This is a genomic window from Dysgonomonas gadei ATCC BAA-286 (assembly GCF_000213555.1).
Taxonomy (GTDB): domain Bacteria; phylum Bacteroidota; class Bacteroidia; order Bacteroidales; family Dysgonomonadaceae; genus Dysgonomonas; species Dysgonomonas gadei.
Map to the genome: position 1 here is coordinate 432,261 of NZ_GL891980.1, position 13,605 is coordinate 445,865.

The following is a 13,605-nucleotide window of genomic DNA, read 5'->3' on the forward strand; positions in this document are numbered from 1 at the left end:
GGTCTATTAATAACAAATCTTATACATTTGTTATTAAGTAATTAATTTAGAGGAGATTTCATCGTAAGGTAAGAAAAAGTACTCTGGTTAATGACAGAAATCCAAAAATCTATTATGATATTGATTTTTTAATTGCACATGTTGGATATTCAGTATTAAGGCCCATCAGAGGAATTATTTCAGACAAAAGTGCTTTACCTGTAATGGTCTATCAAAGGAATCATTATCCTTTAAATTTTTTCACAACTTATATTATTATATTAATAGCAGGCTAAAACTCCGGTTTATCTTTATAGTTACGTGAATTCGGATGTGGAACGCCAAAAACCTTTGTGGAAACACTTTCGATTTCGACTTTCCATATCCGAACATTATTTATTGAAGGTATGGAATACGTAAATTTTCTTTCGGTATATTGCTGCATTATAATATCCAATGCCTTAATCTTTTCTTCAAAATTCTCTTCGAAAACAACACGACCGCGACATATAACACTACTACCTTTTACCCTATAACTACAGGCTACTTCCTTATTCTGATATGTTAATACAGGCTCTGTACAGAAAGTTATGCATACATTCGGATTTTTCTCCAAAGCCTTGATGCTCCCCCCCTCTTGAGCTGAATGCAAATAAATAATATCGTCCTGATAGCCAAAGTTCATAGGTATGACATATGGCATGCCATCAATATCAATCATACCGACATAACATATTTGGTTCTTTAGGATAATTTCGTTTATCAGAGTACGTTCTTCAACAGTCACTGTCATCATAGCATGCCAAACTTTATTTTGAGGTAAAGATAGCAAGAATATGTTTTCAGAAAAAGGGACTTATTCCTAATTCTTCACAGACAATATATAATCACCTGCCGGAAAAGCCAGTGTATGCTTTATCGGATGTTTATAAATATCCTTCGGTTGATATTGTCCAAGGGAGAGTTTCTTTCCATTTACTGTAATTGTTTTGTCCCGGCTTTCCGGCAAATAAACGACGGCCTGAGTTCCATGAGGTACGGAGAATTTCAGTAGAAACTCATTATCTGTATTTACAAACCCGGATTTTATTTTGCCTGCCACGGATGGTATCGTAATAGATGCATCAGAGAGCGACGCAGGATTTGGCTCTATCTTAAAGACTTTATATCCGGGTTCTAGGGGATAAATACCACAAAGATATTGAGCCAACACTGTTAAAGCACCTCCGCTCCAAGCATGATTTGCGCTACCACCCCCATATCCACCGACATCCCAACCTTCAAATAAGGTAGTATACCCCTTGTCATCCACCATATTAGAGAAACGACTCTTAGTTCTCTCCATAGCATATTTACCTTCTCCCATTATAAACAAAGCTTCCATGACATATTTCTCCATATAAGGACTTGCATAAAACTGTGTATTAAGCAGTTTTATTATATCGGGATATTTTGTTCTATCGGCAATACCGGCTATAACAGCCAAGGCCTGCACACGGTCATCGGTACTATCCTTATAATCATGGTGCCTGTATGCCAATCCGTTCCAACAGGAATTATAACCCGACTTTACTCTATCCATTATAGTCCTGTATTCGTTAGCATCATCGACAAGTCTCAGTTCTTCAGCCATCAGGGCCGCTCCTTTCAATGCCAGGTAATGCCATCCTGCAAATATCAATCGGATATCCTTGTTGTCACCCCAATCGCCCCAAGTCCAGCCTCCTGCACGGAAATCCGTTAAACCGGTATTGTCCAGCGTCCATAATGAAAGATATTTTTTTACGGCAGGATAAACCTCCTTTAACGTTTCTTTATCTCCTGTATTCATATAGTAATTCCAGAAACCATAGTACCCTATGCTGGCCAGCATTTGCCCAGGAAGCTCATTGTCATAATTTCCTGACGGAATAGGCGAGAACAGACTCCCGTCATTTTTCTGCCAAGCGGCAAGTTCTTTTATTGCTTTACTCATCAATGAATGCGTAGAAGGCGAGTATGTATAGAAACTCTGCCCCATAAGTACCACCACATCTCCCCACCATTGGGCCCGTTCTCTGTCTGGGCAATCGAAATATGTATCCCGCATGTTTATGTAAAGTGTACGGAGGGCTTTATCCCAAAAACGCAGATAAAAAGTATCACTACACGAAAATGCCCCTTGCACTTCTGTATTATAGCCGGTTTCCCGGTATCTTATCTCATCTATTTTCACACCCGATGGTACTGTTACATATATCTTTTGTCCATTGAGCCAACCAAGGGATTCATAGTTTTGACTTCCTTTCTTCGTTATATATTCAGCTCTCATGTTTATATCTCCGCCGGCCTCCATATGATCTGTAAAAATAGAGATCAGATTCCCCCCTTCTTTATCAGAAATATCTACAATAGGCGTCATTTGCATATTGTAGGGAAGGTAAGCTATAACCGTATCATTCTTCACACCTTTTATCCGTTGCAATTTGGAAGCTTTTTTAACACCGAAATCCTTCCAAAACGGGATCGGCCTTTTTATAAGGCTATTCCATGGAGCATCTCCCCAGTTGCCCAGTTCAACTGCATTTTCGAAACCATACAAACTTTGGCAATCTGCTGTTTGCCAATTATCAATATCCTCTCGCGCATCGAAACGGATATTTGACTCAGGCAGACGATAGTTAGGAAAAGGCTCCTCCGTATTGCCATAAGCAGGGTGTATCTTACACAACCACGAAGCATCGCTTATCAAGTTCTGAGCCCCCAACTTTGCATCAAAAATGAGTCCTGCTTTACCACTACTCTTATGAGAGAACCCCTCTTTGCCAAAATACCATAAAAGAACGGCTATTTTATTATCACCGCTTTTGAGGAAAGGAGCTATATTCACCTCGTCATAGTATGTGTCTCTCGGGTTAGGCCCACGCTTAAGTCCTCCTTCAAAAACGACCATTTTCCCATTAATCCAAAGCCAGTATTTACTGTCAACCGCAATCCTGGCGATAACTGCAGTCGGCACTTTTTTAACTAATACGTCTTTACGGTAAGCAACCCAGGTATTCGGTTCATTTACTTTTTCTTCAGTCGATGTTATCCATCGGGATTGGGCATTTGTAATTTGAAAGCTAGTGAAATAACAAGCTAATAATAAAATGTTAATAATATTTTTCATGTTCCATAAATTAGTGAAGCATATACAAGTTTAATCTCCGGGCCTCTATCTAAGGGCATTAATATAGAGTAACGAACAATTATATATTATATCAGACAAAGAGGAATCGGGCATAATAATTTACATTCCTCAATCTCTGAATTTTTAAAGCATATCTATAATACTACGCTGATAGTAAAAATATTCATTTCTCTGTAATTCTCCGGATACAGAGATTAAAGTTGAGAACCGTATCAATGACTTTATCCAACGTTTGTGGTTCTCACATATTACAGGATTGTCACAAGACAGAAAATCGACACAATACAAGCCTATCGCACCAGCTTCATAGCCGGCACCGGACATATAAGTGTAGGTACAGTCGAAAGAAATATGGGATATATAAATATCAAGCTTCTTTCCATACAATGATAGTCCCGAGACGGCACATTTCTCCATATCGTTCAGCATCATATGAAGTTCCTTTTTTATCTGTGCAGTCTCGTCATTTGAGATCATTTCCATGCTCTGAAAATATTTAACAATCTCTACAAAATCAGTAAAAATATGCTTGTCGAAAATCAGAACAGAATTAACATTCTGAACTGCTGTTATGGCTTTCTTTTGTAATGCATGGACTTCATTCGGAATCTGAACTTTGGAAAATTCCTTTGATACAGATTGCGGATATAATTGATAAAGTAAAATATAAAGATATACTTTCCCTAATAGTTGATATCTGAATAAGAATTCTTGAGGTAATGCTTTGTAGGCCATATACAGAAAACATGCCGGATCCTTTTTTATATATTCTACACCATCAGCTACCTCCTTCATCATACGGCAATACTCAGCCATAGGTTCTTCGGTAAAGACAGCACTCAGATGAAAAGCATAAGTATTATCATGTTTCACACCGATCAGCAGATCCAGTGATACGTTCATTTTTCGGCAAATACTCACAGCTTCATCTAATGTGAAAGGTATTTCTCCCCGAAGCCTGCGATATGCAGCTTCCTTTCCCACGGGAATAATACTCATCAATAGATCTACGGTGTTTTGATCTTCAGAAGTATTTCTTTTTAATGCTCTAATTAATTCTTCTGTTATTACATCCATAAGATAAATTTATTGGGCAATCTCACTAAGCACAACTAAATTACTACGTTTTGCCTAGATGGCAAAATTAAAAGCCCGAAAACTCAAAGAAAGTTTACGAATCATGCTTTCATACCTCTATAACGGATATAAAAAAACTTCCGGTACAATTAATTGTGTACCGGAAGAACATATATAAATCTGTTTTATCGAATTAAAAAAGAGTTGTTTTAATTGGTATTTTTTGTCATACGCTTACGGTCGTTCTCATCAAGATATATCTTCCTCAAACGGATAGAATTAGGAGTAACCTCTACATATTCATCTTCCTTAATATATTCCAAAGCATCTTCAAGACTAAAAATAATAGCTGGAGCCAATCGTACCTTATCATCTGTACCGGATGCACGCACATTTGTTAATTTTTTGGATTTTGTGAGATTCACGACCAGATCGCCATCCTTATTGTGCTCACCTACAATCTGTCCCATATAAATATCTGTTTGAGGTTCAACAAAGAAACGTCCCCGGTCTTGTAGCTTATCTATGGCATAAGCAAAAGCATTGCCCGATTCGCTGGCAATAATAGAGCCGTTCGCACGCTTTTCAATATCACCCTTCCACGGTTGGAATTCAAGGAAACGATGTGCTATAACAGCTTCTCCTGCCGATAGTGTAAGAGCTGTATTATTCAACCCTATTATACCTCTCGATGGTATGGTAAATTCAAGATATACACGGTCTTTTTTACTTCCCATCATTGTCAGCTCACCCCGACGGCGTGTTACCAGATCGATAATCTTACTGGAATATTCCTCCGGCAAATTAATCGTTAGCTCTTCTACCGGTTCATGTTTAACACCGTTTATTTCCTTTATGATTACTTTTGGTTGTCCGACCTGCAATTCATAACCCTCGCGACGCATTGTCTCTATCAGGATAGATAAGTGAAGGATACCACGTCCGAATACCAGCCAGCTATCGGCATTTGCGGTGGATTCTACACGCAAAGCCAGATTACGGTCGAGTTCCCTCATCAGGCGGTCATGTATATGGCGCGATGTCACAAACTTACCATCCTTTCCGAAGAAAGGAGAATCATTGATTGTGAAAAGCATTGACATTGTTGGCTCGTCGATATCGATAGTCGGTAATGGTTCAGGATTTTCTATACTAGCAATTGAATCACCAATTTCGAAACCCTCTATTCCTACAAGGGCACATATATCTCCGCATTGAACAACAGGGACTTTAGTACGTCCCAGTCCTTCAAATGTATTTATTTCTTTTATCTTAGTTTTAATTATGCTGCCATCCCTTTTGCAAAGAGAGACATCCATATTCTCCTTTAATTCGCCACGATGAACACGCCCTACAGCTATACGTCCTACATATTTGGAGTAATCGAGCGATGTGATCAGCATTTGCGGAGTACCTTCCAAAATTTCAGGGGCAGGTATATGCTTTACAATGGCATCGAGAAGCGGGGTGATATCTTCGGTGGGCTTACGCCAATCATCAGACATCCAGCCTTGCTTGGCCGAACCGTATATGGTTGGAAAATCTAACTGTTCCTCTGAAGCATCCAGGCTGAACATAAGGTCGAAAACCATTTCATGTACTTCATCCGGACGACAATTCGGTTTGTCTACTTTATTGATAACCACAATCGGCTTCAGTCCCATCTGAATAGCTTTCTGTAAAACAAAACGCGTTTGCGGCATAGGTCCCTCAAAGGCATCGACCAACAACAAACAGCCGTCAGCCATATTCAATACCCGTTCTACCTCACCTCCGAAGTCGGCGTGTCCGGGAGTATCTATTATATTGATCTTTGTTCCTTTGTAATTGATGGAAACGTTCTTGGACAGGATGGTGATTCCACGCTCACGCTCCAGGTCGTTATTATCTAGAATAAGCTCACCTGTTGATTGATTCCCTCTGAAGAGTTGCCCGGCAAGCAGCATCTTATCTACAAGGGTAGTCTTACCGTGGTCTACGTGTGCGATAATCGCAATATTTCTAATATTTTGCATATATATGATTTGAGGGTGCAAAGGTACTACTTTTTAATAACATACAATCAAAAACAGTATTAAAAGAGAAGTGTCCTTTCTAATAAAATAGGATATCATTTACCTGCTATATTCAGGGATATAATCAGGATAAGCTTTTACTATCTGTATGTATAAACAGGAAGTCGCCGGATAACTTTTTTATAACCTCTTCATCAGAGGTAAGGAGTCCGTCTTGCAATTTATGAGAGATATAACCCAGTTTCTTAAATAAGTTTTTTACAGGCTCTTCGTTTTCACCCCAGACTTCTACCTGGACTACCGGTCTAAACTTATCTATAATATTTTCCATATCGGACAAGACAACGTATTCAAATCCTTCGATATCACATTTGATATAATCAAGTCTTTCTATCGATGAAAATAACTTTGACGGAATTTTCATTCTAGCATCAAATGTAAATTCCTGAGTCTGAATATTTCCATCTCTCCGGGAATCATATACATGAGGTAAACCCGTCCTTAAATATCCGACGTTAGGAGAACAGACCAATGTTACATCTTTTTCTTCTTTTCCCAATGCGTAGGGATACAATACGATATTCTTTCTTTTACGGGCTTTTTCATTAAATATCTTATTATACAAGGCGATAGGCTCCACCGAATATACCACCCCCGACTTTCCTACCCACGAAGACATCAATATAGAGTAATAGCCCAGATTAGCGCCGATGTCTATAACGACATCTCCTTCATTTATGAGATTTTTTATGTAATAATGATATTCGTATTCCTTTTTATTCTTTAGTAATCCCCATCTATACATTACAAAAAATAATCTTTGCAACAGCCGTAAGTAGTTTTCAATACTCAGGTAGCGAAAGATTATTTTTTGTATGCTATTTTTCATATGTTACGCAGATCTGATTATTTACAGGACTTTATCCTCAAAGCCATTTATAATCAAAAAAGAGATCAATTATCCCATATATCCTCTAACGATTCCGCGAGGTGAGTTTTTTACAAAATCTACGATTAATCTCATTTCAGGAGTTTCTTCAAACTCTTTCTCTATTTTGCTTACGGCATCCGAGAAATTGAACCCTGACTGATAGATGATACGGTATATTTCCTGTATTTCGTTTATTTTCTCATTGGAATAGCCATTTCTTCTCAGTCCGACCAGGTTTACACCTGAATAACAAACAGGCTCGCGTCCTGCAATAATATACGGAGGGATATCTTTTCCTAAACGTGTACCTCCCTGAATCATTACATGCGCTCCGATACGTGTAAACTGATGTACCAATGTACCGCCACTCAAGATAGCATGATGATCGACCTCTACCTCTCCGGCTAATTGCGTTGCATTACCAACTATTGCATAATCGTTTATAACACAATCGTGCGCAATATGGCTATATGCCATTAACAAACAATTACTGCCGACTTTTGTATATCCCTTCGATGCTGTTCCACGATTTACGGTAACGCACTCTCTAACGGTAGTATTATCTCCTATAATAGCCAGACTGTCCTCTCCTCTGAATTTTAGATCTTGAGGAAGACCTCCTATCACTGCTCCCGGAAATATGCGACAATCTTTCCCTACACAGGCCCCATAGCGTATATTAGCGCCGGACATGACTAGCGTGCCATCTCCGATTTCTACATTTTTATCGACAAAAGCGAATGGTTCTATTACTACATTCTCTCCTAATATTGCCTCAGGATGTACATATGCCTGATGAGATATATTTGACATGATATACTATATTAAGGTCTTAGACCTATTTATTACTTTTGTACCAGATGCAGCTATAATCGACCATAATCGAATAATGTTGCATTAAATACTTTATTTTACTTATTTATTTTTTACTATTTGGGCAGTAAATTCCGCTTCAGAAACGAGCTTATCGCCAATAAAAGCATATCCTTTCATATTAGCAATTCCCCTGCGTATTTCAGACATCATATTGAGCCTGAAAATAAGCGTATCACCCGGTACAGCCTTACTCCTGAATTTAACATTATCTATTTTCAGGAAATAGGTAGAATATCTTTCCGGTTCATCAACCTGCGAAAGCACCAGCAGCCCTCCTATCTGTGCCATAGCCTCTATCTGAAGTACTCCCGGCATAACAGGTTCCTGAGGAAAGTGACCTTGGAAGAACTGCTCATTTACACTAAGGTTCTTAATACCGACAATATATTTTTGTCCGATCTCAATTACCTTATCTACCATCAAAAATGGATATCGGTGAGGTAAAAGCTCTTTTATTCTGTTTATATCAAAGACAGGCTCTTTGTTTGGTTCGTATACGGGTGGTTGCACTTCGTTGAGCTTAATTTGTTTACGAACTAAACGTGCCAGTTTGTTATTTATTTTATGTCCGGGACGAGTTGCTATTATGCGCCCTTTTATCGGTTTACCAATCAGAGCCATATCTCCAATGATATCGAGGAGTTTATGTCTGGCCGGTTCATTTGGATACTGGATCTGTTTGTTATTAAGATAACCTAGTTCCGATGCATTCTTATGCGGCACACCTAGCAGATCGGCAAGGCTATCCAGATCTTGCTGAGATATCTGGCGTTCGTAGATAACGATTGCATTATCCAGGTCGCCACCTTTTATCAATCCGGCATCACGTAATTTCTGTACTTCACGAACAAAGACAAAAGTACGGGCGGTTGCAATCTCTTTTGTGAAATCTTCCAGATTATCAAGAGAAGCCGATTGATTTGGTATATATTTCGATTCGAATTCTATGAATGAATTTATACAGAAACGGTCGTCCGGCAACAAGGTCAACTTTGACCCTGTTTCTTCGTCTACGACTTCCATCTTCTGACGAACAACAAAATAATCTCTTTCCTCTGTTTGCTCTACTATTCCTACTCCATATATCGCCTGAACATATTGTATGGCACTTCCATCCAGAATAGGAAATTCAGGAGCATTTACTTCGATAAGACAATTATCTATCCTCAAAGCATACAAAGCAGCCATAGCATGCTCTATAGTGCTTATCTGCACCCCGTCTTTTACGAGTACTGTCCCACGTTGAGTATTACCAACATTTTCGGCCAGAGCGTCTATTACAGGCTGGTTTTCCAGATCTACTCTTTTAATTTTGTATCCGTGGTTTTCAGGAGCCGGATTAAATGTTATCGTAATTGGTAGTCCTGTATGTAAACCTTTCCCCTGTAAAGTGAAACTGCCTTTCAGCGTATGTTGCTTGCTCATTATTAATAAATAAATGGTTCTTATTTGTTTTGGTTAGATTTTAATTCTTCTACTTCCTTCTGTAGCTGGGCCAATTGACGGTACATATCGGGCAGCTTAGGAAATACAACACTTGATTTGAAGAAATTCTTGACAGGTATGGCGGGAGATCCTAAGATTTTGGAATCTGATTCAATATTGCTTATAATTCCGGATTGGGCACCCACACTGGAATTATCTCCGATAGTAATATGTCCACCGAGTCCTACTTGTCCTCCAAATACACAATGCTTACCTATTTTTGTAGAGCCGGATACGCCGACCTGGGCGGCCATTACTGTATTTTCTCCAATTTCTACATTGTGGGCTATCTGGATAAGGTTATCCAACTTAACACCTCTGTGCACCACAGTAGCGTCCATCACGGCACGGTCTATGGTTGTATTTGCCCCTATCTCAACATCATCTTCGATGATTACAATACCCATCTGCGGAATCTTCTTATATATTCCATCTTCAGGAGCAAACCCAAAGCCATCACTGCCTATTACAGCTCCTGCATGAATTATACAATTATTACCAATGGTACATCCCTGATACACCTTTGCTCCGGGGTATATGATAGTATTGTCCCCAATTGTAACATTTTCACCAATGTATACCTGAGGATATATTTTAGTGTTATTCCCTATTAGTACATTTTCTGCAATATAAGCAAATGCACCGACATATATATTCTCTCCATATTTAACATTCGTAGCAATATAAGACATAGCTTCTATCCCTGATTTCTGAGGCTTCGTCTTCTCTACCATATCCAACAGGATAGCCAGTGCCGCATATGCATTAAAACAACGGATAAGAGTCGCCTTTACAGGCTGATCGGCTATAAAATCGTTATTTACCAGAACAATGCTGGCATCTGTACTATATATATAGTGCGTATATTTGGGATTCGCTAAAAAAGTCAGCGTTCCCGGCTTACCGTCTTCTATTCTGGAAAAATTATTCACCACAACTGAAGAATCACCTTCAATTGTACCATTTAATACTGTAGCAATTTGCTCTGCAGTGAAGGATATTTGCATAAATAAATATTCAAAAGTATTTGGCGTCCCTTTAAGAGATGCGAAATAAATAATAATTTTCCAAATATATGACTTTTATACTTAAAAAAACAGTTGGCGAAGGTGAAATATTATATATTTATTCTATCTTTCCATAAAAACTTATGGTCTGCCGATTCGTATCCTGCACTGTCAGAGTGGCATATCCGGTATTCCCTATTTGTAATGTGAGGGTGTATTTTTTGGCATTATCCCGCGGTTTTATCGCAACCTCCCACATATCTTTCTTTCCTTTGGTCTGCGTATATTCAAAGTCGGTACTGATAAACTTTATCCCCCCTTCATCCGTCGACATCGGAGCCACATATGCCCGGCCAAAGTAAGGTAAATACGAATCTACCGTATCTTTGGAAATACGTAACGAATATGAATAATTAAGATTTATTGATTTGCCGGATGTAGGAAGAGCTGTAGTGGGGACAAATTTATAATTCTGACTCTCCACTTTATTCGTAATCTGCGATATAGTTTCTTGCTTCGACAGGCTTTCTCCCGATTTACAACTAATCATAAATAATGCAATCAGTGCAGTTGCTATGAGTGTTTTCATGCTGAAATTCCTCCTTTATTAGTTTATGTTTCACATTCGTGGATACAATTCACTAAATAGAAACGTGTAAAATGTTACAAATGTTTTATTTATAAGGATAAAAAAGGTAAAAAACAGACAAGAATATAAAAAAGCATCGAAACATAAAAGAGAATAACACTCCCTCTTTTTTCGGCCAAAGCAAAAAAATGCGATAATAAAAAGGCGCCGGCAACCAAAGCTATAAATAAATATACAATAAAGTCAATGCTTAAAAAGAGGTAGGCCAATATACAGAAAACCACTGTAAAAGTGAGCAGTCTCAGATAAGCCCGTGTTTTTATCTTATCCTTATGGCGATTGATATAATTATCGCTCACAATCACAGCTAATAGAATGAGTGAAAATCCAAGAATGATCCAGTTTCCTGCATTTAATTGATAGAATGAGAAATCTGCCAGTTGCTGCACATTCACAGATACGAAAGGGATAAGGAATGTATCCAGGCTGTCGGTCAGAAAATAATAGGAAAATGCCGGAAAGTATAATATAGATACACCCAAAAAGGATGCCAAGAGTGATTTGAAATTAAAGCATCGCATCATACCCAAAACAATCCACAGTACAGGTAAGTATATCAGTAGTGCAGGTGTAAACAGGCTACCCAGAGCCAGGATAAAACTTACTTTAAAAGCGTATATCTGCTTGCTTGTACTGTTATATGCCCCAAATAACATATATATTATAACAAGAAAAAGCATCGCGCTTATACACTCGGCAGACATTAGCATAAACCGGGGATGGCAACTGAATAATAATATAACAACGGCCGGCAATAATACGGTTTTCCTACGGATAAATACATGTGTTGTATTTATATGTGTAGCCAGAGTAGCCATGCCTGCAATAAACAGGCTGCTGCATATCAAGGAAACCAGATGGTTAGTAAAAATAGTTGATAAAGGTCTCCACAGATAACCGTTTGCCGGGCTACTGTGTTCAAAATCAAAATATAGAAAATAGACAAGACGAATGATAATAGCAAACACAATGGAAAAAACAAGCATTCCATTCCCATCTGCAACATTTTTCTTATATGATTTGGGTACTGCTGCCATTTATTTCAGGTCAAAACCGATATCTTTTCTATAATATTTCTTGTCGAAAATTACTTTTTCCGCATTCTTGTATGACTTAGCCAATGCCTCGTCTTTCGTGTCCCCATACGAACTGATGGCAATAACGCGTCCGCCACTGGTCAGCACTTTATCCCCTGTTGATTTTGTCCCTGCATGAAAGAGAATACTATCCGAAACAGAGTCTAACCCTGTCATTTCCTTGTTCTTTTCATAATCCCCGGGATAACCTCCGGAAACAAGCATGACTGTGACAGCATAACGATTGTCTATCTCCATTTTTTTTTCTCCGAGAGTGTTTTTAGCCACACCTTCCAATAATGATACAAAATCCGATTTGATGCGTAACATCACCGCTTCAGTTTCAGGATCTCCCATCCGTACATTGTATTCTATTACCACCGGCTCGCCCTTTACTTCTATCAATCCAAGGAAAATAAAGCCTTTGTAGACAATATTATCTTTCTTCAATCCCTCAACTGTAGGGATGACAATGCGTTCCTCCACCTTCTTCATAAACACATCATCGGCAAAAGAAACAGGAGAAACTGCACCCATACCGCCTGTATTCAATCCTGTATCGCCCTCGCCTATACGTTTATAATCTTTGGCTACAGGAAGTATTTTGTATGAATCACCATCTGTAAGAACAAAAACCGAACACTCTATACCCGAGAGGAATTCTTCAATGACAACCGTTTTACTGGCCTCACCGAACATACCTCCAAGCATCTCTTTAAGCTCCCTTTTGGCTTCGTTCAGATCATTGAGAATAAGTACACCTTTTCCGGCTGCCAGCCCGTCAGCTTTCAGTACATAAGGAGCTTCCAGTTCTTCCAGAAAAGAATAAGCATCCTCAAGCTGCTCCAATGTAAAACTCCGGTAGCGGGCGGTAGGGATATTATGCCGCATCATAAACTGCTTTCCGAAATCCTTGCTGCCTTCCAGTTTAGCGCCTTCTTCCGAAGGTCCGATCACCGGGATATGATTAATTTCGGCATCGCTTACAAAATAATCATAAATACCGCGTACCAACGGTTCTTCCGGTCCTACCACAACCATATCGATATTATTTTCCAACACAAACTGTTTTATTGCAGGAAAATCGGTAATAGACATTTCCACATTTTTTGCAATCAGATGTGTGCCTGCGTTACCGGGCGCTACATACAGATTGTCGACTTTTGTACTTTGTACTATTTTCCATGCAAGTGCATTTTCGCGTCCTCCGCTCCCTAACAATAAAATGTTCATAGTTGTTATTAATAAAGTGGTATCTCAAAACTTTGGATTGCAAAGATACATGATTATTTTCTTAACAGAATAATCAGAAATAATTATTGTAAATTTGCCCGCCGA

At 38.8% G+C, this 13,605-nt stretch carries 11 protein-coding genes; all 11 read right to left on the reverse strand.

Going from position 1 to position 13,605, the window contains the following annotated elements:
* Nucleotides 1-271 precede the first annotated feature (271 nt).
* The 11 genes from HMPREF9455_RS05750 to purD all read right to left on the reverse strand — a co-directional run bounded on the left by HMPREF9455_RS05750 (nucleotide 272) and on the right by purD (nucleotide 13,500).
* Nucleotides 272-775 (reverse strand): pyridoxamine 5'-phosphate oxidase family protein, encoded by a 504-nt coding sequence (locus tag HMPREF9455_RS05750; RefSeq protein ID WP_006798678.1) that lies wholly within the window; start codon nucleotides 773-775, stop codon nucleotides 272-274.
* Nucleotides 776-841: 66 nt separating this feature from the next.
* Nucleotides 842-3,130, reverse strand: coding sequence for an alpha-L-rhamnosidase-related protein (locus HMPREF9455_RS05755; RefSeq protein WP_006798679.1), 2,289 nt, complete (start codon nucleotides 3,128-3,130; stop codon nucleotides 842-844).
* A 144-nt stretch (nucleotides 3,131-3,274) separates the two neighbouring features.
* Complete coding sequence (locus HMPREF9455_RS05760) at nucleotides 3,275-4,228, reverse strand: hypothetical protein (RefSeq protein ID WP_006798680.1); 954 nt, start codon at nucleotides 4,226-4,228, stop codon at nucleotides 3,275-3,277.
* Nucleotides 4,229-4,437: 209 nt separating this feature from the next.
* A complete protein-coding gene (gene typA, locus HMPREF9455_RS05765) occupies nucleotides 4,438-6,243 on the reverse strand; it encodes a translational GTPase TypA (protein WP_044215482.1) in 1,806 nt (601 codons plus the stop codon).
* Between the two features lie 124 nt (nucleotides 6,244-6,367).
* Nucleotides 6,368-7,132, reverse strand: coding sequence for an FkbM family methyltransferase (locus tag HMPREF9455_RS05770; protein WP_006798682.1), 765 nt, complete (start codon nucleotides 7,130-7,132; stop codon nucleotides 6,368-6,370).
* A gap of 69 nt (nucleotides 7,133-7,201) precedes the next feature.
* Nucleotides 7,202-7,987, reverse strand: coding sequence for an acyl-ACP--UDP-N-acetylglucosamine O-acyltransferase (lpxA, locus tag HMPREF9455_RS05775; protein WP_006798683.1), 786 nt, complete (start codon nucleotides 7,985-7,987; stop codon nucleotides 7,202-7,204).
* 102 nt (nucleotides 7,988-8,089) lie between these two features.
* A complete protein-coding gene (locus tag HMPREF9455_RS05780; protein WP_006798684.1) occupies nucleotides 8,090-9,475 on the reverse strand; it encodes a bifunctional UDP-3-O-[3-hydroxymyristoyl] N-acetylglucosamine deacetylase/3-hydroxyacyl-ACP dehydratase in 1,386 nt (461 codons plus the stop codon).
* A 20-nt stretch (nucleotides 9,476-9,495) separates the two neighbouring features.
* Complete coding sequence (lpxD, locus tag HMPREF9455_RS05785) at nucleotides 9,496-10,536, reverse strand: UDP-3-O-(3-hydroxymyristoyl)glucosamine N-acyltransferase (protein WP_185095951.1); 1,041 nt, start codon at nucleotides 10,534-10,536, stop codon at nucleotides 9,496-9,498.
* Between the two features lie 124 nt (nucleotides 10,537-10,660).
* Complete coding sequence (locus HMPREF9455_RS05790; protein WP_006798686.1) at nucleotides 10,661-11,131, reverse strand: DUF4251 domain-containing protein; 471 nt, start codon at nucleotides 11,129-11,131, stop codon at nucleotides 10,661-10,663.
* A gap of 89 nt (nucleotides 11,132-11,220) precedes the next feature.
* On the reverse strand, nucleotides 11,221-12,228 hold the full coding sequence (locus HMPREF9455_RS05795) for a hypothetical protein (protein ID WP_006798687.1): 1,008 nt from the start codon (nucleotides 12,226-12,228) through the stop codon (nucleotides 11,221-11,223).
* Nucleotides 12,229-13,500: a phosphoribosylamine--glycine ligase gene (gene purD, locus HMPREF9455_RS05800; RefSeq protein WP_006798688.1), complete on the reverse strand. Its 1,272-nt coding sequence runs from the start codon at nucleotides 13,498-13,500 to the stop codon at nucleotides 12,229-12,231.
* Between the last annotated feature and the right edge of the window lie 105 nt (nucleotides 13,501-13,605).

Bases quoted from the DNA above. Each gene is read 5' to 3' on its own strand.
- HMPREF9455_RS05750 (WP_006798678.1), bottom strand. From the start codon at position 775: ATGATGACAGTGACTGTTGAAGAACGTACTCTGATAAACGAAATTATC.
- HMPREF9455_RS05755 (WP_006798679.1), bottom strand. From the start codon at position 3,130: ATGAAAAATATTATTAACATTTTATTATTAGCTTGTTATTTCACTAGC.
- HMPREF9455_RS05760 (WP_006798680.1), bottom strand. From the start codon at position 4,228: ATGGATGTAATAACAGAAGAATTAATTAGAGCATTAAAAAGAAATACT.
- typA (WP_044215482.1), bottom strand. From the start codon at position 6,243: ATGCAAAATATTAGAAATATTGCGATTATCGCACACGTAGACCACGGT.
- HMPREF9455_RS05770 (WP_006798682.1), bottom strand. From the start codon at position 7,132: ATGAAAAATAGCATACAAAAAATAATCTTTCGCTACCTGAGTATTGAA.
- lpxA (WP_006798683.1), bottom strand. From the start codon at position 7,987: ATGTCAAATATATCTCATCAGGCATATGTACATCCTGAGGCAATATTA.
- HMPREF9455_RS05780 (WP_006798684.1), bottom strand. From the start codon at position 9,475: ATGAGCAAGCAACATACGCTGAAAGGCAGTTTCACTTTACAGGGGAAA.
- HMPREF9455_RS05790 (WP_006798686.1), bottom strand. From the start codon at position 11,131: ATGAAAACACTCATAGCAACTGCACTGATTGCATTATTTATGATTAGT.
- HMPREF9455_RS05795 (WP_006798687.1), bottom strand. From the start codon at position 12,228: ATGGCAGCAGTACCCAAATCATATAAGAAAAATGTTGCAGATGGGAAT.
- purD (WP_006798688.1), bottom strand. From the start codon at position 13,500: ATGAACATTTTATTGTTAGGGAGCGGAGGACGCGAAAATGCACTTGCA.